14 protein-coding genes and 1 tRNA gene are annotated in these 18,900 nt (G+C 48.8%); 6 read left to right on the top strand and 9 right to left on the bottom strand.

The features are described from left to right. The first annotated feature begins 121 nt into the window (after positions 1-121). Both AC27N8_RS20175 and AC27N8_RS20170 read left to right on the top strand, forming a co-directional pair. Positions 122-823 carry a hypothetical protein gene (locus AC27N8_RS20175; RefSeq protein ID WP_487069199.1) on the top strand — a complete coding sequence of 234 codons (702 nt, stop codon included), beginning with the start codon at positions 122-124 and terminating at the stop codon, positions 821-823. A 162-nt stretch (positions 824-985) separates the two neighbouring features. Next, entirely contained in the window at positions 986-1,936 is a 951-nt protein-coding gene (locus AC27N8_RS20170) for a VOC family protein (protein WP_487069198.1), read from the top strand. A 416-nt stretch (positions 1,937-2,352) separates the two neighbouring features. Here AC27N8_RS20170 and AC27N8_RS20165 read toward each other — a convergent pair whose 3' ends face one another. Both AC27N8_RS20165 and aroE read right to left on the bottom strand, forming a co-directional pair. Continuing rightward, positions 2,353-3,273, bottom strand: coding sequence for a fumarylacetoacetate hydrolase family protein (locus AC27N8_RS20165; protein WP_487069197.1), 921 nt, complete (start codon positions 3,271-3,273; stop codon positions 2,353-2,355). Positions 3,274-3,390: 117 nt separating this feature from the next. Then, entirely contained in the window at positions 3,391-4,272 is an 882-nt protein-coding gene (gene aroE / locus AC27N8_RS20160; RefSeq protein WP_487069196.1) for a shikimate dehydrogenase, read from the bottom strand. A 226-nt stretch (positions 4,273-4,498) separates the two neighbouring features. Here aroE and AC27N8_RS20155 point away from each other — a divergent pair, with 226 nt between their 5' ends. Next, positions 4,499-5,305, top strand: coding sequence for an MBL fold metallo-hydrolase (locus AC27N8_RS20155; RefSeq protein ID WP_487069195.1), 807 nt, complete (start codon positions 4,499-4,501; stop codon positions 5,303-5,305). Here the strand turns inward: AC27N8_RS20155 and AC27N8_RS20150 are convergent. Further along, on the bottom strand, positions 5,288-6,982 hold the full coding sequence (locus tag AC27N8_RS20150; protein ID WP_487069194.1) for an ABC1 kinase family protein: 1,695 nt from the start codon (positions 6,980-6,982) through the stop codon (positions 5,288-5,290). The two genes, AC27N8_RS20155 and AC27N8_RS20150, sit on opposite strands and share 18 nt — an antisense overlap. 459 nt (positions 6,983-7,441) lie before the next feature. Between AC27N8_RS20150 and AC27N8_RS20145 the strand changes: the two genes are divergently transcribed. Both AC27N8_RS20145 and AC27N8_RS20140 read left to right on the top strand, forming a co-directional pair. Continuing rightward, a complete protein-coding gene (locus AC27N8_RS20145; RefSeq protein ID WP_487069193.1) occupies positions 7,442-10,123 on the top strand; it encodes a M1 family aminopeptidase in 2,682 nt (893 codons plus the stop codon). A 151-nt stretch (positions 10,124-10,274) separates the two neighbouring features. Then, positions 10,275-10,348, top strand: a tRNA-Glu gene (locus AC27N8_RS20140). A 188-nt stretch (positions 10,349-10,536) separates the two neighbouring features. Here AC27N8_RS20140 and AC27N8_RS20135 read toward each other — a convergent pair. The 5 genes from AC27N8_RS20135 to AC27N8_RS20115 form a co-directional block, all read right to left on the bottom strand. After that, positions 10,537-11,844: a thymidine phosphorylase gene (locus AC27N8_RS20135; RefSeq protein ID WP_487069192.1), complete on the bottom strand. Its 1,308-nt coding sequence runs from the start codon at positions 11,842-11,844 to the stop codon at positions 10,537-10,539. 28 nt (positions 11,845-11,872) lie between these two features. Next, positions 11,873-12,595 (bottom strand): hypothetical protein, encoded by a 723-nt coding sequence (locus AC27N8_RS20130; protein WP_487069191.1) that lies wholly within the window; start codon positions 12,593-12,595, stop codon positions 11,873-11,875. Between the two features lie 176 nt (positions 12,596-12,771). Then, entirely contained in the window at positions 12,772-13,689 is a 918-nt protein-coding gene (rho, locus tag AC27N8_RS20125) for a transcription termination factor Rho (protein WP_487069190.1), read from the bottom strand. Between the two features lie 66 nt (positions 13,690-13,755). Beyond that, positions 13,756-14,508 carry a DEAD/DEAH box helicase family protein gene (locus AC27N8_RS20120; protein ID WP_487069189.1) on the bottom strand — a complete coding sequence of 251 codons (753 nt, stop codon included), beginning with the start codon at positions 14,506-14,508 and terminating at the stop codon, positions 13,756-13,758. Between the two features lie 271 nt (positions 14,509-14,779). Next, positions 14,780-16,888, bottom strand: a complete 2,109-nt coding sequence (locus tag AC27N8_RS20115) for a MerR family transcriptional regulator (RefSeq protein ID WP_487069188.1) — start codon at positions 16,886-16,888, stop codon at positions 14,780-14,782. A 494-nt stretch (positions 16,889-17,382) separates the two neighbouring features. Between AC27N8_RS20115 and AC27N8_RS20110 the strand changes: the two genes are divergently transcribed. Beyond that, positions 17,383-18,051: an RNA polymerase sigma factor gene (locus tag AC27N8_RS20110; RefSeq protein WP_487069187.1), complete on the top strand. Its 669-nt coding sequence runs from the start codon at positions 17,383-17,385 to the stop codon at positions 18,049-18,051. Between the two features lie 152 nt (positions 18,052-18,203). Here the strand turns inward: AC27N8_RS20110 and AC27N8_RS20105 are convergent, their stop codons facing one another. Then, on the bottom strand, positions 18,204-18,875 hold the full coding sequence (locus AC27N8_RS20105; RefSeq protein ID WP_487069186.1) for a P-loop nucleotide/nucleoside kinase family protein: 672 nt from the start codon (positions 18,873-18,875) through the stop codon (positions 18,204-18,206). Positions 18,876-18,900: the final 25 nt, after the last annotated feature.

Genomic DNA, 18,900 nt, shown 5'->3' with positions numbered 1-18,900 from the left:
TCTTAGAAATAAGGTATAGTAGAAGTACACGTAGTATCTCTTCTAAAAAAGAGAATGTTTTTGCACGCAAAACATGTGAAATGACGCTAGTATAACAATAATTTTATCGAGGTATCAGGTGGTGAGTAGGGAAAAACAAGAGCCTAAGGTGCTTCATACGCAGAAAGTGATGTATAGACAGCATATGAATGGTGTAAGTAATGCCTTTTGGCCTTCCAATGTGCGGCGGGGTGTCCATACAAATAAAGTTGCGCAGCAGCGCCGTATTATGATTATGTTTGGTATTGAATGTATGCATGCCTTGAAATTGTGGCATATCTATTGGCAATATCTCGTGTCCACATATATGTCTTTGCAACGTCTGGTACAGTTTTTCTGTATTGGCCTCATATTGGGGATGGCTGTCATCCTGGCTGTTTTCTATGACTGGGGTGTAATACTGAAACATTGGGTTGCATTTTTATTGTGTATCATCCTATGTACTTTTGCTACACTGATTATCGTGTATGCCTGGATTGGGAATAAGCGCACAAGAAAGCCTCAAACACTCATGCTGAAACTCTCACATTCATCGCTGGGTGGCATACCTGTTGTACCGATGAAGCCTGCTTCGTCGCAATTGACGACAGGTAATAGAGCGAACCTTTCGCATACACAGGGGCCGGCGCTGCTACCCTTTCCTGAAACGCCGATGCCGATGCCTGCTACTCCGTTGATACGTGTGTTGGAGACCATTGATCTCTCGTCCACAAATGTAAAGCACTTTTTGGATATTCGGCCGCTTTCGTCTATGAATATCACAAAGGATGGCGACATAAACTAATCAGGTAGGCGCTGGCGTGGTTCAAATAGTGGCTTGCTGGCACTGTAAGATGCTATGACCTTCGGGGTATGCGATTGACCGATCTGTGCGAGAGAAGTATGATATCAGGCAGGTTTTGTGCAAGTAGCAGCAGATAGGTAATTTGAGGAGGCTCCTTTATTTATGAGCAACCAGCAGGTACAGAAGGTCAAAGTAAAGCGTCTGGCGCATGTCGGGATATGGACAAGTGATGTGTCAGCGCAAGCACGCTTCTACCATCAGGTTCTTGGGCTGGAAGTGCGCTCAACATCTGAGAATAGCGGCGACGATGTTGAATTTGAAGAGACAAATATGTTTTTGACTCTAGATGGAGAGTCTCATTGCCTGGGTTTATTTGATGACAATCGTCCAGCCGTGAATGCGCGGAGACCTGTCCAACGCTCGCCGCTGCATCATCTATCTTTCGAAGTTGATACCGATGCCGAGCTGGCGGCACTGGCGGCTCGCCTCAAAATTGCCGGTGTTGATCTGGTACTTGACGCTCGCGATGGTGATCCCGATCTGGGGGATACGCTCTGGTTTAGCGATCCGGATGGGAATCGTGTCGAGATCTCGGTACAGCCAGATACTCTGCTGACTGCTAATAATGGCAGGCGCTCAACATGGCATCCTCAGACGCTCCAGCACATTGCGTTATATACGTTGCATTTGGAAGCGATGGTGGAGTTTTATACCGAGTGTCTGGGCTTTGATATTTCTGACTGGCTACTGCGAGAGCGAGCCTGGCTACGTTGTAATCAAAATCATCATACGCTGATGTTCATTCACGGTAATCCTGGTATCGATCATATTGGTTTCGGTATCGTAGATGGCAATGAACTGCTACATTGCGCTGATCTGCTAAGTCAGCAGCAGATACCGCTCCTCTGGGGTCCTGGACGCCATGGTACCAGCGCTGACCTCTTTATTCGCTTTGCTGATCCAGATGGCCGGCACATAGAGTTTTCCGCAGGTATCCAACAATACTACGATCGAGATGTCACGGCCCCCCCTCGGCTCTGGCATACGCGTGCCATGGCGCTCAATCTCTGGGGGATGCTGCCTCCCTGGATACGTGAAGAAGCACAGTCCTAACCATCACTATAGATTGTTCACCTTGGTCGCGGGGTGCGCTGAGAGTACAAATACTGTGAAGAGTGGGAATAAAACCCTCTCGCCCACGGCGTCAACGCTCACCGACGTAGCGGCGCGGCTCCGCTGTGCTGTCTGTGACTCGTATGATTCGGCTTGGGTGCGTCTCTCAATGGACCCCCATGAGGAGCATGTTCGTACGAGCCGCTGACAGCACGGCGGAGCCGCGCCGCTACGCCGGTGAGCGTCTCACTCCATCGCCTTTCGGAGATGTTTTGGATACATATCACCGATACCGTAGCGGCTGGCTTGTCCTCTTCGGGGATAGTGCATGGCTCTCCGAGAAGGGCAGGATGCGACGAGCAATGCGGCTTTTTCTCCTGCTGTCCTACATTGTCATGATCTTTGACAGAGCAAAATTATTCTGCTGTGCCGACGATCGTTGTGCGTATGATGCCGATACCTGTAACTTCAGACTCCATAATATCGCCGGGTTTGAGAAACTCCGGTGGCTGGCGAGAAAAGCCTACTCCACTGGGTGTGCCGGTAGCGATAATATCTCCAGGCTCAAGCGTCATACCCAGCGAAAGCGTAGCGATCATATTGGGGATCGAAAATATCATTTGTTGGGTATTGCCATTCTGTTTGATCTCATCATTGACGCGCAGCTGTAATGCGAGATGATGGGGATCATCAACCTCATCAGCTGTGACCAGCCAGGGACCCATCGGACAGGAGCCGTCGAGGCTTTTTCCCTTGAAGAATTGTTTGTGTCGCGTTTGCAGATCGCGGGCTGTGATGTCGTTGAGTACGGAGTAGCCAAAGACGTAGTCCATGGCGTTATCTTCCTGGATGTTTTTGCCCACCTTTCCAATAATCACCGCTAGCTCTACTTCCCAATCGATCTCGGTGGAGACGGCTGGATCAATGATAAATTCTCCATACGGGCTGTTGATACTGGTCGGGGCTTTGGTGAAAATAACTGGTTGGGTGGGAGGCTTTCCTTTATGTTCGCGGAAGGCTGCGGTTTCTGTGACATGCTCGGTGTAGTTTGTCGCCAGGCACATGATGTTTTTCTTCGGATGAGGAATGGGTGCGGCGAGTGTCACTTCAGCGAGAAGATAACTTGCCTCCTTCAACTGTCCCTCCTGAGAGGCAGTAGAGAGAGCGTGCAGGCTTTCCTGAACGGTTTTGTATTGCTCAATGATTTCTTGCACAGAAGAGGGGATGGAAAGCCTCAATATGATGTTGGCTTTGATGATATCAAGCACGTTGTTTTGTTGGAGTAGGCCAGGACGTACTGTGGCGTCCGCCTGAGTAGAAAAGCTGACTAGTCTCACGAGATACAAGCTCCTTCATTTGTCTATTTGTATGGTTCTAACCGTATTGTACCATGAATACTGGCTGCCAGGAATGAAGGAGCGTCCTTTACTGATTGTGTCCTCTCGCAAGACGCTCTATGCCAGTGACCGGCGCATAATCTCGATGGGGGCGGGCTGATTTGTCCAGAGCGTAAAGGCCAGGGCTCCCTGATGAAGTAGCATTGAAAGCCCATTGGCTGTTCTGAAATTCATCAAACGTGCCTGACAAAGTAGATAGGTCTGGGTGGGATTATAGATCATGTCATAGATAAAGGTGTCCGCATCGAAATGGCTCAAGATCTCGGGAGGTAGGGGGCTGACATCATCATGCATGCCGACGGAGGTCGCATTGATAATAATCGACGAGGAGCGAGGAATTAAAAATGATGGATCATTTAAGCTAAAGATTGGTTTCTCGTAGTATTGTTGGAGCTCAGCTGCCAGGGTCTGGGCGCGTTCTAGATGGCGATTAAGAATGATTAATTGTTCTATGCCTGCATCAGCCAGAGCAAAGGCACAAGCACGAGCGGCACCGCCAGCTCCCAGGAGAATCGCCGTATAGCCCTTGAGGACGACTTTACCATCTTGTATCTTTCCTAACCCATGCTCATGTAAAGCATAGAGGAGTCCCAGAGCGTCGGTATTATATCCATATAAATAGTCATCGCGGTGGACAATCGTATTGACTGCGCCAATCCGTGCGGCGAGAGGGTCAACTTTATCGAGTAGTGGTAAGACTGCCTCTTTGTGCGGAATCGTGACATTGGCTCCCAGACAATCCGTTTCACAGAGCGAGCGAATGCGCTCAATCAATTTATGGGCCGGGGTATGCCAGAGCTCATAGCGTATAGGAAGTCCCAATGCATCAAAGGCGGGCTGCTGAAAACGCGGCGAAAAAGAATGCGCGACTGGATCGCCAATGAGTCCTACATGCAATTGTTGTGTTGTTTGCATTACCGTCTGATGATCACTAGACATGTATGCACCATTTTCTATAGCTGTTGCTGGCGAATTGAGTTTCGCCAAAGAGATACTTGTTTGAAGTATACCAGAAATCACCTTCTCCTGCCTTCTATGATACTATACATAAACAGAGTCCGTTTTTAATCCCTGAGTACAAAATATTGTACTAATGTACAGATAGTAGTCAAAAACTGCCACTAATTGGCTTTCCTTTTTAGCGATTCACCGGAGGAAAGAGTGTATGACTGACACGTATACCATCATCCAGGCGCCTAATGCGTCGCTAATGACTGGTACTGGAACCAATACCATCGTTTTAGGATCACATCTCGAAGGGGCGACGGTGATTGATCCAGGAGACGAGCAGCAAGCACATCTTGAAGCGATTATCAGCGCGGGAGCATCACGTGGTGGTATTCGGCGTATCCTCATCACGCATGGTCATCCTGATCATCTGGGAGGCGCGGAAGCGTTACGTAAGATGCTTGGCGTCTACATCTATGCCTTTAGCCGCGAGGGCGTCTCCTGCGCCGATGAGGTGATCCCTGATGGCATGGAGCTGCCTGCTGGCGATGATCACCTCCGTGCGATCCATACGCCAGGACATCGTTTTGATCATCTCTGCTTTTTGCTGGAAAAGCAGCGTATCCTCTTTGCGGGAGATCTGCTGGCCGGGGCAGGCACTGTGGTGATTGCACCACCAGAGGGCGATATGCAGGCATATCTGAACTCCTTGCAGCTTATTCAGCGGCTGGATCTGCACGAGATTGTGCCTGCTCATGGACCGATTATCACGAATCCTCAGGAAAGATTGAGCTCTTATATTGAACATCGTCGACGACGCGAAGAGCAATTGCTGGCGCTCCTCCAGGAACGAGAGCAAGGGGAGCATCTGCTGAACATTGTTAAAAACATCTATGCAGATACTGATCCTCGACTGCATCGAATGGCGGCTCTATCGATAAAAGCTCATCTTTTGAAACTAGAGCGCGAGAACAAAGCTGTGCGCCTTGACGACGATAGATGGATGTTACGAACGTTTGAATAGGGCTCCTAAAGCTGTAAGGCCGGCCAGGCTCAGGCAAAACCAGCCTGGCCCTATGATGTGGAGGTTGGTCAGATAGATTCCTCCCCCCATGGAGGCTAGAAACATGAGTACCAATGAGACGCGACCGCCTCCGTTGATAGATATCGGCACTCCAACGTTACGACGTCCTCTACGCCCATTCATTTGAGGCAAGTTGGCCAGTTTGACCTCCATCTGCCCGGAGTCAATGCGGGAGATGAGGCTTTCAACCGATCGCGGTAAGCTTAAGAGCACTTTTCCATTTTCCAGCAATTTTGTCGCCAGACTTTGTAACGTCTCGCCGATCGAATCGCTATCCAGCCCTAAAAATGTACGGGCGTATGGAGTTGCGATTTCGATGAAGTTGAATTCAGGGGCCAGACCGGTTGAGACTCCCAACAAAGTACCAATCGCACGACCTGTAAAGGCAAACTGAGCGGGCACCTGGAAGGGTTGTCCGTAAAGCAGGTTCACCATATCATGGGCCACATCATCCATTTCAATGTTGCGCATCTGTCCCAACGTGATGCCGTGATATTGGTCGAGGACCAATGATATGGCTTTTTCGATTGAAACTGGATTGGCTCCCTCGCCGATAAAGCCAAGTCTGGTCAGCGCCGTCACCATCATATGAGCATCGCGTGTGATAAAACCCAGGAAAATATCCTTCAGGGAGCGCTTCATGTTTTTTGTGATTGATCCAACCATCCCGAAATCCAGAAAGGCAATGATCGGCTCATCGGGGAGAGATCCTTTTTTGACGAAGATGTTTCCCGGATGCGGATCGGCGTGGAAAAATCCCTCCTCAAAGAACTGATAAAAATAAGCACTGACGGTCCGATTTGCAATTTCCAGGCGATTAAATTTTGCGGCATCGAGAGCTGCATAATCATTTAATTTAATACCATCGATCCACTCCAGAACCAGAACGCGACGGGTAATATATTCATCATAGACATTGGGAATGTAAATGGCTGGATTATCTTTGAACATCTCCTTGAAGCGTTTGGCATTTGTGGCCTCAGTGACAAAATCGCACTCTTCAAGTACGGTCCGGCGAAATTCGCGATAGAACCCTCCCATATCGATCAGGTTCGTATTGACAAATTTCGTGATCACCCAGATCACAAAGCGCAGACTATTTAAGTCCATATTTACCAGCTGATCGATATTGGGACGCTGGATTTTCACCGCCACGGTCTCTCCCGTTTTTGCCAGTACGGCTTGATGGACCTGTCCCAATGAGGCGGCCGCTGTACAGACAGGGTTGATCGAGCTAAAGAGCTCGGCCATGGGTTTCTTATATTCTTTTTCGATCGCATTGACGACATGCTCAAATGGTTCTGCTGGTACCTCATCCTGAAGCGAGGTGAGTACCGATAGCGCACGTTCTGGCAGCAGGTCGGCGCGTGTGCTCAGGAATTGACCAAGTTTGATCATTAAAACTCCGAGCTTGATCGCCGTCTGGCGGAATGCCACTAAGACTTCAATGAGGACCTCAACATTGGGTTGGACCTCGTAGTTGCCGCGCTCACGTGCTTTGATGACGCGACGTCGTTCACGATAGATGACCCAGAGGGTCCATAAGAGCAGCCTGATCACTCGGAACGAGCGCACCATCTGTGAAAATCTATTGATACGGGTCTTGCGGATAGACATCAATACGCCTCTCTCATCCTATTTGTTTTATACTATAGCCGTCGGATGGAAAGAAGACCACCTGACTATGATCGGCTTCCTCTTTTTGCCACCATACCTAATACGCTTGAGTATAGCGATAGGATAGAAATTTTCTGTCATGGCGTATTTTTAGCTGCTGTGAAACCTCTTTGACATAGGGGGGGGCGATCTTGTCTGAGTAAAGCAGGAAACCTCTTTTTCATGTTAAAATGAAACATACGAGAATGTCTACAGCATCTATCAACCCATCTTGATGGGGTAAAGATTTATGCATTTCCTCGGTACTCACTCAGGACTCCTGGCGATTCGGATGGCTGCAACATCCCGTGATGTTGTAGGTGCTAAGCTTTCAGGATCGAGGAGGCAGGAAGCGCTCTCTCCTGAGCACCTGAAGAGTTTCTTTTGTAGGCATGTTGTTTTGTAGAAGGGAGTAGTCTCTTGACTAGTTGTACACGGGCTCAAGCATTGGAATTGGGTAATGGCTATGGCTTACTCATGTTTCAGGAAATAAATGCGCTGCCCTCTCCAAAGGCCCGTTCATTTGAATTAGCGGGCGATCAACTTCAATTCGCTCCAGATCGACCCGCCGACGTGCAGCATGTAAAGCTGGATATTGCTCTTGATTTTGATCAAGAGACGATCAGTGGTACTGCGTTTACTACATTTGTGGCGTTATATGAAGAAGTCAGAACTATTTCTTTAGATGCTGTGGAGCTACAAATCGAGCAAGTGGCACTAGAGAATGGAACCAAACTCGATTATTCGACCACGAGCAGCAAGTTGATCATCATCCTGGACCGTCCATACAAACATGGTGAACAATTTACAGTCGTAGTCACCTATCATGCCAAGCCACGGACCGGATTGCATTTTATGAAGCCGGAGGCGGAAGATCCGACGCGCCCGGTCCACGCCTGGACGTTTGGGCAGCCACGCTATCACAGCTACTGGTTCCCTTGCCATGATAGTCCCAATGATCGTGCCACAACGGAGATCGTCGTGACTGTTCCCTCACAATTTATTACCGTTTCCAATGGCAATCTGCTCGACGTTAAGGATAATGGTGCAACAAAAACACATCATTGGTTGCACGACGTTCCACATGCAGCCTATCTGGTCTCATTGGTAGTGGGAGATTTTGCGGTCATCGAAGATTCTTATAAGGGCAAGCCTGTCAACTATTATGTCCGCAAGGATCGCCGTGAAGATGCTCCACTTCTCATGGGCAAAACGCCTCAGATGATCCAGTTCTTCGAGGAATTTACCGGCGTTGATTATCCCTATGATAAGTATGCTCAGACCGTCGTAGAGATCTATATGGGAGCGATGGAGCATACTACCTGTACCACCCATAGCTTTGCGTTGCTACCCGATCAACGGGCTGCGCTAGATATCGATCTGGTTCCTGTGGTAGCTCACGAATTGGCTCATCAGTGGTTTGGCGATCTGGTCACATGTCGTGACTGGTCGAATGGATGGCTCAATGAAGGTTTTGCTACCTATTTTGAGCTGATGTGGAGCGAGCATGATCGCGGCAAAGATGAGTTTAAACAGTTGCTGCTGGATGTGAAGCTTGGTTATCTGGCTGAAGATGCTGTGTATCGCCGTCCGATTGTCTATTATGTCTATCATAATCAGGGCTTCGAATTGTTTGATCGTCACCTCTACAACAAAGGTGGCTGGGTGTTACATATGCTCCGTCATCAACTCGGCGAGCAAAACTTCCGTCGTGGCATCAAAGCCTATCTGGAGACCTATCGCACGAAGCAGGTCGTGACGGCTGATCTGGTGCGCACGCTGGAAGAGGTGACTGGACATAGTCTGGAACGCTTCTTCCAGCAGTGGGTGTTTGGTGGCGGGCATCCCGAACTGGATGTCAATTATAGCTGGGATAGCGAGCGTAAGTTGGCCAGGGTGAAGGTCAAGCAGACGCAGAAGGTAGATGAGCTGACCTCTTGCTTCTATACGCCGTTGGATATCTCCTTTACTATTCCAACTTCGGATGAAGTGTCCAAAAACGAGCATCCCAGGCAGACACGTACGATTGAGTGGCAGGTTCAACTGGGCGAGGATGGACAGTCCGAGCAGAGTTTCTATCTGCCTCTTGAACGTGAGCCGGTGATGGTGCGTATCGATCCCGATGGCTGGCTGTTGAAGACGCTGAAATTTGAGCGCTCGAACAAAATGTTGCGCTATCAATTGGCTCATGATGCGGATATTCTGGGACGCATTGAGGCGGCTCAGGAGCTGGCTCAGACGCACGATGATGGGAGTCGGGAGGCGCTTGTGACAGCTTTGAATAATGATCCCTTCTGGGGGGTCAGGTCAGCCGCCACCAAAGCATTATCTACCATTGGTGGTGAGAATGTACAGGCGGCCTTGATCAAGGCTTTGCAAGAATTAGATTCTACACGCTCTTCAAAGGTGCGTAACTCCGTTGTGCGAGGACTGGGCGTCTATAAACAACCACTCAATGCGGAACTGGCGCAACGGTCAGCCGATGCTCTGCGTACATTGTTGACTGCTGGAGATATTAGCTATCTGGTAGAAGCCAGCGCGGCTGAAGCTTTGGGGAAGACACTCACCGAGGGGACTGCCAAATTTCTCACCGATCTGCTTGATCGACCAAGCTGGACATATTGGGTTCAGACGGGCATCTTTCGTGGCCTGGGCTTCACTGGCGTGGATAGTGTGGTAGATACCATGGTTACGTATGCTCGTGATGAGCATAACCATCCAGTACTCAGGCGGGCGGCTCTGGTCGGCCTGCTGACGGTTGGACAGCAACAGCACCTCTATAGCGAACAGACGCGCCAACGTGCTGTGGCTACGCTGATCGATACAGTTGAGCATGATACCTGGTCGCCTGCTCGTGGCACTGCTGCCAGAGCTCTGGCCGAATTTGGCGACAAGAGTGCTATCTCTGTATTGACGAAGCTGGCCGAAAATGAGCTGGATTCTGGTGTTCAGCGTACGTATCTGGTTGTCGCTCGGACGCTCAGTAGCAGCGATAAGGATGATGGGCTGCTCAAGCAGTTACGCAGCGATCTGGATGAGGTTCGTGAGGAGAATCGCAAGCTACGCGAACAGTTAGGGGCTATCGAAGCCAGACTGAAATAGCCGTAGCGCATACGGCATGGATTTGTGATAGATAGGCAAATCCATGCCGTATTGCTTTAAACCAATCGCTTGACAAATTCTCATCATTATGGGATACTGGTTGGGCTGTAGGGAATATATGCTATACATCTGATTCTATGCAGCACTATAAGGCGCATTCGTCTAGCGGTCCAGGACATCGCCCTCTCAAGGCGGAGATCACGGGTTCAAATCCCGTATGCGCTACCCGTAAAAAGGGAGTCAATATTATAATATTGGCTCCCTTTTTTTATATCTCTGGCGATATACTCTCCCGCTCTTTTTACCGATGAGCAAGGGATGTTGAGCGATCTAAGAAAAAACGTATCAGAAGTAAGTAGCCACCCGAGACAAACTGGTTTCTGGCCTGGTTTGTGCTTGCTGCGTGGGAGTCCTTAAGGATAGATGATATCGCATATTAAGGGCTGGGTAGGTGGCTCTGTCTGACTCCATTGATAGCAGGCGAGCAAGGAAGATTGTATCTCATGTGCTTCCTCTTTATTACGTGCATGAATTTCGATGAGTGGATCGCCGGCTTTGACAAAATCGCCAACTTTCGCTTGCAGTATCAGACCGGTACGATGATCTACTGGCTCTCCTTTTTGAAATCTTCCCGCTCCCAGCTTCATGCTGACCATGCCGATGCTTTCGGCATTAATGCCCGCAATATAACCATCGTGCGTAGCAACCTGCATTAGGCGTACGGGAGCAGCAGGTAGAAGCTCTGGCTGCTCAATCTGTTGAGGATTGCCTCCTTGCGCCGCGATCACTTCGGCGAGTTTTTTTGCGGCCGCACCCGATTGAATAGCTTGCTCGATGATCTGTTGAGCTTCTACATGGTTTGCGGCTCTTCTGGTCATGATAAGGAGTTCACTCGCTTCGTGGTAGCAGAGTTCAGAGACGTCTGCGGGACCTGTGCCGTGGAGGATGGCGATCGCTTCTTTTAGCTCAAGGGCGTTGCCGATGGCTCTTCCTAAGGGCTGTTCCATCGACGTGATGGCTGCGACCGTGTATAAGTTTGCTGCTCGTCCGATCGCGACCATTGTCTGTGCTAGCTCGCGTGCCTGCTCGATGGTTTTCATAAAAGCGCCAGAGCCGAATTTGACATCGAGCAGTAGATGCGAGGCGCCGATCGCGATTTTTTTGCTCATGATGCTGGAGGCAATAAGTGGAATGCTCTCGATCGTTCCCGTGACATCGCGTAGAGCATAGAGCTTACCATCAGCAGGAGCAAGGTCGCTGGACTGGCCCGCGAGGACAATTTGATGCTCGTCCAGGATGCGTATAAAATCTTCACGTGACAGTTCTGCATTAAATCCATCGACCGATTCGAGCTTATCAACTGTGCCGCCGGTATGTCCTAGCCCTCTACCGGTCATTTTGCCGACTGCGACTCCACAGGCAGCCACGAGAGGGGCAACGGCCAGGGTGACTTTATCCCCAACGCCTCCCGTGCTGTGTTTATCGATAACGATGGGCACGTGGGTGTTGACATGTAATTGTTCTCCTGAATGGGCCATCGCCAGGGTTAGATCACTGATTTCACGTTCATCCATGCCGCGAAGATAGATAGCCATCAATAGAGATGCCATTTGATAGTCGGGAATCTTTCCCTGTGTATAGTGCTCAATCAGCCAGTTTATTTCTTCTGTACTGATGGGCTGTCCATCTCTTTTTTTGCAGATAAGTGCGACTGTGTGCATGTATGCCTACTCTCAGTGCTGGGATTGGCTATTCGGCCAGGACGATGCGTAATGCCTCCGTTGAGTATCCATTATCGGTCTCGATGCGGAAGCGATTGAGCGTTTGGCTCCCAAGGCGTACATTGCGATCAAAGATGAGTTGTCCGTTAGTATATTCGTAGATTTCGCGTGCCTCCTGGCTATGAATCGCCTGTATGATCACCGTATCGAATTTGGGATCATCGTACTCTTTGAAGACGTGCAGCAACGTTGCGACCTGTTGCCAGGGAACACAACGACGAAAGGCAATCTGCACGACCTTCTTTTTTCCGTAGCCACCTTCATCATTGAGCAGTGTATAATCGAGAGCTCCCGCCTCCAGCTGTTTGAGCTGCGCAACGGTCTTGGGTGGAAATGTTGCGGGAGGCTCATCAGCTGTTGGCACTACAGGCTCGACATGCCAGTTTGATTCCTGTACGCGTGGTGCCGGGCGTGCTGGTCTTTGTGGTGCTCTGGCTGCGACGGTAGGACGGGCCTGAGCAGGAGGAGCTACGGGTCGCTGTTGCGGCTGTGGCTGAGGTTGGTACGGTGTATTTTGGGTAGGTGGATAGACGGTCCGCTGCGGATTTTGTGCCGGCGGATAGCCAGATGGTGGTTGGTTAGGCGGTGACGATTGATAACGTACCTGTTGTTGAGGCGCAAAGTTGCGACCGCAGCGGATACAATAATGCAGATTGTCGGGATTTAATCCACCGCAATGAGGACAGCGCATAAGTTGCTCTCCATTCTTATTATCCGGTCAATGTTCTGAACACCATGAAAGCGTCTTGCCGTATTCTCGCGAAAGAAGATAGCAAGCTTCTATACATTATATATACGCTACTGATCTACATGGAGTTGTCACCAAAAGGCACCTGCTCGTCTTCTGAGATGCCTTTTGATAAGAGGTTAGCCCTGTTTTACGATGGCTTCCACCAGCTGGGCGTTTGATGGAGTCTTTTCAAAAAGTTGTATAACTTGTTCAGAGGCGTCTCGGCGCGGCATATCGGCCATCCGGCGGCGGACAATAGCCATGGCACGCAGCTCATCAGGTGTGAGCAAGCGTTCTTCCTGACGTGTGCTGGATACAGTAACATCGATAGCGGGGAAAATACGTCGATCGGCCATCTCGCGTGAGAGGCGGACCTCCAGATTCCCGGTGCTTTTGAATTCTTCGTAGACAACTTCGTCGAGACGGCTGCCCGTTTCGACCAGACAACTGGCAACAATAGTCAGGCTACCACTCTCTTCGAGCGCGCGGGCCGAACCAAAGACACGACGACCAATCTCAAGAGCATGTGCATCGATGCCTCCAGAAAGCGTGCGATTGCCGCCATAGCCTCCACGCTGATTGCGTGACCACATATCACTATTCAAGTTGTGGGCACGTGCCAGGCGTGTGAGCGAATCGAGTAAAATAACGACGTCACGCCCTTGTTCAACCTCGCGTCTGGCGTCATGCAGAGCCTGCTCAACCATAAATCCATGTTTGGAAGATTGTTGATCAAAGCTTGAAGCATAAATCCGTACCTGTTGGCTACGCATTTCCATGCGCCAGTCGGTAACCTCTTCGGGGCGTTCGTCGACCAGGCAAAGGTAGAGGCGTGCCTCAGGAAAATTTTGGAGCGTGGCTTCCGCGATCTGACGCAGAATCGTCGTTTTGCCAGCCTGGGGCGGTGCGACAATCAGTGCACGCTGTCCGAAGCCGATGGGAACCAGGAGGTCAATGATACGTGGTGCTATCGGTTGCTTCCCGGTCTCTAAGGTAATACGACGATTAGGATGGATCGGAGTCAGCTTCTCAAATGGAGTTCGTGTAGATGCCACTCGTCATGGATCTCCTATCAACTACTAGGGGGATACATCACTCATAATGTACCACATGCGTCAAATTTACGAGGCTTCCGGATCATTTACAGGTATTGGCCTCTCATATACATGGCTGGATGTCGGGTGTTTGTGATAAGTTATTGTCGAATATCCTCTACCTGAGTAATAATTTACTTTTGGATGAGTGACATGTTCAGTATAACCTAATATGTCCTGTGTACACGCCTTAATCTGCTCATAAAAGCTCAGGCGTGTGCCTTTATTCTCAATCATATGTATTTGTTTCTCGCTGACACCATAACTGGATAGTAGATCACGAATGAGGGACGTATTCTGATCTTTTTTGTAGTAGCTACGAATCATCTCTTCTGAAATAAAATGATCGTCTCTGTTAGTTGGATGATAAGATCTTTCATAGACCCTATTCACACAGGTGTCCAGGTCAGCTTTGAGAAAGAAAAAGTAGGCTGAGCGTAAAAATGATCTCTGAAACTGTTGCAGCGCTTGAATATAATCATTGCGTGCGAACTCAATCAATAGTAGTGTATCAGGAATTGCCATATATGCAAGTGCCTTGTCCTCGATAGACTGTAAAACTGTGTCCAGGACGGTGAAATCGATGACATCGAATCCACCGCAATCGGTTGGTCGGAATTTGACATGTTCGCGGTCGGATGCAAATTGTGTCAAAAGAAAAGGGTAGTCGTTGAGATGAACGGTTGACCAGGAGTGTTGGCTGCTCAACCGATTGATAAAACGAGCTGCCGTTGATTTGCCGGAACCTGGTCTTCCTAATAAGAATACAGTGATCGCCATATTTGAAGTTTCTCCTGACAGCGCCACCAGCTCTTGCTCTAACCAAACATATAAATAAATTCAATGAGTGCGTGCAACCATGCTGCCGTGAGCAAAGAAGGAAGGAGGCGCTGATATTGTTAATATACAGGTAACGGGTTTATAGTATGAGAGGTAACGAAAAACAGAAATGATGAGAGTTTTTGGAAGATGAGGGATATAATTGAATTGTTGTGCTAAAGCGAATGTGAGCGAAAGAAGCGATTACGACGACAGGCCATCTATGCGCCATTTATTTTTTTGCCGGTGACCAGCGGAAGAAGTTGCGCTGGTCGTCGTCCCAACTGATCACCACGTTGCCACCTTCGATCTGGCCCTTCACGAGCGCCACATCCAGTGCAGAGGTGATAATGGAGCGTACTTCAGGAATCGCATATGCGGGGGTGTGGTTGCGCAGGATCTCTTTCAACTTGGGATAGGAGTATGAGGTGATACCAAGCCTGATGGTAATATCGGTCAGTTCAACCATGCTCTCGTGCCGCATTTGCTGGTCGGCAAAGGCACGCAGTACATCTAGTTTGTAGGAGCCAACCGCTCCCAGGCGTAGGCGTTCAGCGTGTTCGCGGGCCTGTTCGAGCGAGATGTTTTTCAGGAGAATGAAAAAACGATCGGCATAGATATGGTACAGCTGGCAATCGGGATATTCTTTGAAGAGCGTTCTGATCTGCTCCTGGATGCGTAATCCTACTTCCCGTGCAAGATTACGTACCAGACGGTCTCCATACTTGTTCGCCAGACTGCTGTATTTATCAATTTCCAGTGCGATAAATGAATGAACCTGCTCTGTTCCTTTTCCTGCGCTGCCGCTGTTCTCTATATCTGTTGTCTCGATCTGTGTTAATAACTCTTCGACGGTAGCATTAAATGAGTTCTCTGCCGTGAAGCTCTCAAAGAGACTATCAATGACTTCTGGCTTTTTGATGATATCGGTTAAATCGCGGGTCGATTGCTGACGTACGCGATAGGTCTTCAGCAGCTCTTCTATCATGCGACACATCAGGCGTAGCATGCGTTGATCATCCAGTGAGAATGCCTCGCAGATCTGCGAGGTGATGTAGAGGACACCCAGAGGCAGTCCATCTTCTCCCGCAATAGGCATCGCTAACGACGAGCGAATAGGTATATGTTGATCTCTCTGCCCTGTCTGAGCATCGGTCGGCGGGATGTTGGGTTGATAAATGATGTGTCCACTCTGGAGCGCTCGGATGTAAGGATAGGTTGTATGCTTGTCCAAGGTAGTGAGCGTCATTTTTTTTGTATGGAAATGATCCTGACTCTGTGCTCGCAGGATCAGATTGCTCATATTTGCTGGCTGAGACGCATCACGTGGCAATAAAACCCAGCAAAAGCGCCAGCGGGGTTCGCCAGTACTGGTGGTGCCACCCATATGGATAATCATGTCCACCAGTCCATTGAGAATCATATCATCGTGATTCATATTCGTATAGAAGTCGGTCGCCGACTCGATGATATCACGCATCCCCGATCCCAGGCAGATACGTGAACGCTCCGGATCCTCGTATAAGGGCCTGAGAAGGCGATGGACGGCCTCAATGATCTCGCTGCTTAATGTTACCGGACCCGTCTCGCGCTGGACGATCAACAGGGTCTTATCTTCAATGGGGCCGGGTTGAGCACTCTCGGACGATGATGGCAGCTGCAGATGCTCTAAACGGAAGTCGGAACTGTATTGAAACCATGGCCGTTTGGTCAATAGGGTCTGAGATACGCCGCTCTGATTGAGCCAGCCTACTAATGATTCTCCCAGTGTATGCAGATCTTCGATGCGTCGGATCGCGTTCACTTGAGCATCGGGGGAGAGCGGAAGCAGCAATCCGGCAGTTGTATTGGGAATATCCTCGCAGATCAACTTGAGGGCCAGACGTAAGGTATGGGTGACAAAATAGCTCCAAAAGATATCTACGCGGGATTGGGTGAGGCGTTGATTGATGGATAGCTCATTGACGTTTGCATGTGCGGAAGATGCATCGTTATGATGGAGGGGGGCAACGAGTGAACGCGTGGTATTCCAGAGGGTATTGATGTTGGGAGGGATTTCACTGACTGCATAACCCGAGTTAATTAATTCACGGATGATGGCCAGTTTATCCAATTCAGTGGGAGTATACAGGCGTCTTCCTTTGGGACCACCTGGTCTGAGAGGATTAAGAATTCCGTATTCTTCCCAGTCACGCAGCTTATTCTCTGTAATACCAAATAACTCAGCAGCGCGACTGATCGTTACTGTTGCTTCGTCGCGTCCCTTATGGATATTATGGAGAATACGTTCTTGTACTTCTTCATTTTGCAAATGTTCCTGTATCGATTGTTTACTGCGCACATCCATCTTCGCCTCGCTGAAAAAGTGGAGAAATACAACTCTCATGCGACACATATGTAATATTACCACAGTTGTATGTGTTTGTATACCCGTTTTGCCTCTGGAAGATGAGGTTTGCTATTGAAGGGTACAATAAATATGGATGAGTATGAGGTTATTTGATGGGATTTGTGGAATTAACAGGAAAATTAAATTGAAGGTGAGAAAACTTATAGAAGATAACCTTATAGTTATTGAAATGTGAAGCTTTCTTGTGAAGCATTGACAAAAAACTTCCTTTCAGGTAACATTTACATTAAATATAGTGGAATTCTTCTTAGCTTGTAAACATTCTTCAGTACATGTCTTCTTTCTGCCAGGAAAATATTTAGCATTGTTGCAATAGTGTCAAACCGAGAGTCGCTAACACTGGTATATAGTGCGTATTCAGTCATATGTCGTATTAGTGCTGTCACACAGAATTGATGGAAACAATATTCCAGGAGGTTTCTCTCGTGTTCAAAAATGCGGCATCTGATCATTTGGATGAAAGCGGTAGCGTTGACGGGCAATCATGGTACGACTTATATAACTGGTTATTACCATTGACCGAGATGTGGGTGCGTGATTCTCGTGTATCATCCTGGTATGGTCAACAGAAAGAAATTGCAGAAGATATTGCACATGAAACGGTGATGCGTACATTTCGTTATCAGCAACGTGCCGATCGGGGAGAACTGGCGCCGATTGGATCTCTAAAAGCGTTGAGTCGCGTGATTGCTCTGAACTATTTTCGTGACTGGCGCAAGAAGGATTGGTGCCTTGTGCATGCTATGCAAGATGCAAATGAAGAACATCTCTTTGATGGAACTATGCTGGGCTCTGAGATCGTGGATGCTTCTCAGATCGCCCTTGATCACCTGATGCTCGACTCGATTATCGTCACAGTGGCTCAGGTCGTGGCAAAGTTTCCACGGGGACAGAAAGTGGCTCTATTGACCGACCTGGCTAATATGTCTGATCTGGATGGTGAGCCGTCTCTGTTAGAGCAAGCTTTATTAGATGTTGGATTGCAACTCAGCGATTATAAGCGACCGCGTTCAGATGATCCCACTATTCGTGGTAGAGATGCTGCTCTGCGAAGTATTGCTTACAAACGATTGAAACATGAGGTACATATCTAAGCGTCCGTAAAAGAATTTTTCAACGCCCTGTGAACGAGCGACAGCGCTGTCGTCCGCTACCAGGGCGTTTCGTTGTCAACCACGCTGCGATAGCAAGCGTGCTCCACGATACTACAGATCACATCAGGGCTTAGCTACCTTCTGTCGGAGCATCAGACTGGTGCCAGCAGTTTCTGCTGCTCGGAAAGTGGTGCTGCATGAAACTCTGCCTGAAAAAGGTGTGCTGCAAAATCCTCTACGGCCTGAAGGAGAGAGCATACATTACCCGTGTTGCGAAAGCTGCGTACATCTTTAAAAATGTGATGAGCCGTCTTGAGATCAGCGCTGACATAGGACCAATTCTCATGACTGTAGTAGGTATGCATAATATAGTCAGAAACAAAGTGGCTATGCGGTGTAAACGACGAGTTCACGCGTTGATAGATGCGCTTGATACAAGTCTCCAGATCTGCATCAACGAAGAAGACATACGAATCTTGCAGAAATTCCAGGCTAAATTTGCTTAAAGCTTGAGCATAATCGTTGCGAGCGAACTCAATGGTAATAATGCCATCGGACTCCAGAACGGCCATCCTTTGGACCTGTTGCTCAAGAATCTCAAGGGCGGTATCGAACACAGCAGGATCTAAAACGTCAAAGCCATCATAGGTAGTAGCGCGAAACTGGATGTGTTGAGTATCCTGCTGAGACATGTGGTGTAGAATATTATAGTCATCGATGCTGAGAGCGGAATAATTGCGTTGGCGAGCTAATGTGAGAAGATGATACATTGCAGTGGTCTTGCCACTTCCAGGACGACCTAAAACGAATACCTTCACTAACATCAAACACACTCCTCCATCTTCCATC

This window comes from Dictyobacter sp. Z7_2 (assembly GCF_057551105.1).
The sequence above is the reverse complement of the archived record's forward strand: the minus strand, read 5'-3'. Positions and strand labels throughout refer to the sequence as shown.

Excerpts from the sequence above, each read along its gene's own strand:
- AC27N8_RS20170 (WP_487069198.1), top strand. The coding sequence starts at position 986 with ATGAGCAACCAGCAGGTACAGAAGGTCAAAGTAAAGCGTCTGGCGCAT.
- aroE (WP_487069196.1), bottom strand. The coding sequence starts at position 4,272 with ATGTCTAGTGATCATCAGACGGTAATGCAAACAACACAACAATTGCAT.
- AC27N8_RS20155 (WP_487069195.1), top strand. The coding sequence starts at position 4,499 with ATGACTGACACGTATACCATCATCCAGGCGCCTAATGCGTCGCTAATG.
- AC27N8_RS20150 (WP_487069194.1), bottom strand. The coding sequence starts at position 6,982 with ATGTCTATCCGCAAGACCCGTATCAATAGATTTTCACAGATGGTGCGC.
- AC27N8_RS20135 (WP_487069192.1), bottom strand. The coding sequence starts at position 11,844 with ATGCACACAGTCGCACTTATCTGCAAAAAAAGAGATGGACAGCCCATC.
- AC27N8_RS20130 (WP_487069191.1), bottom strand. The coding sequence starts at position 12,595 with ATGCGCTGTCCTCATTGCGGTGGATTAAATCCCGACAATCTGCATTAT.
- AC27N8_RS20120 (WP_487069189.1), bottom strand. The coding sequence starts at position 14,508 with ATGGCGATCACTGTATTCTTATTAGGAAGACCAGGTTCCGGCAAATCA.
- AC27N8_RS20105 (WP_487069186.1), bottom strand. The coding sequence starts at position 18,875 with ATGTTAGTGAAGGTATTCGTTTTAGGTCGTCCTGGAAGTGGCAAGACC.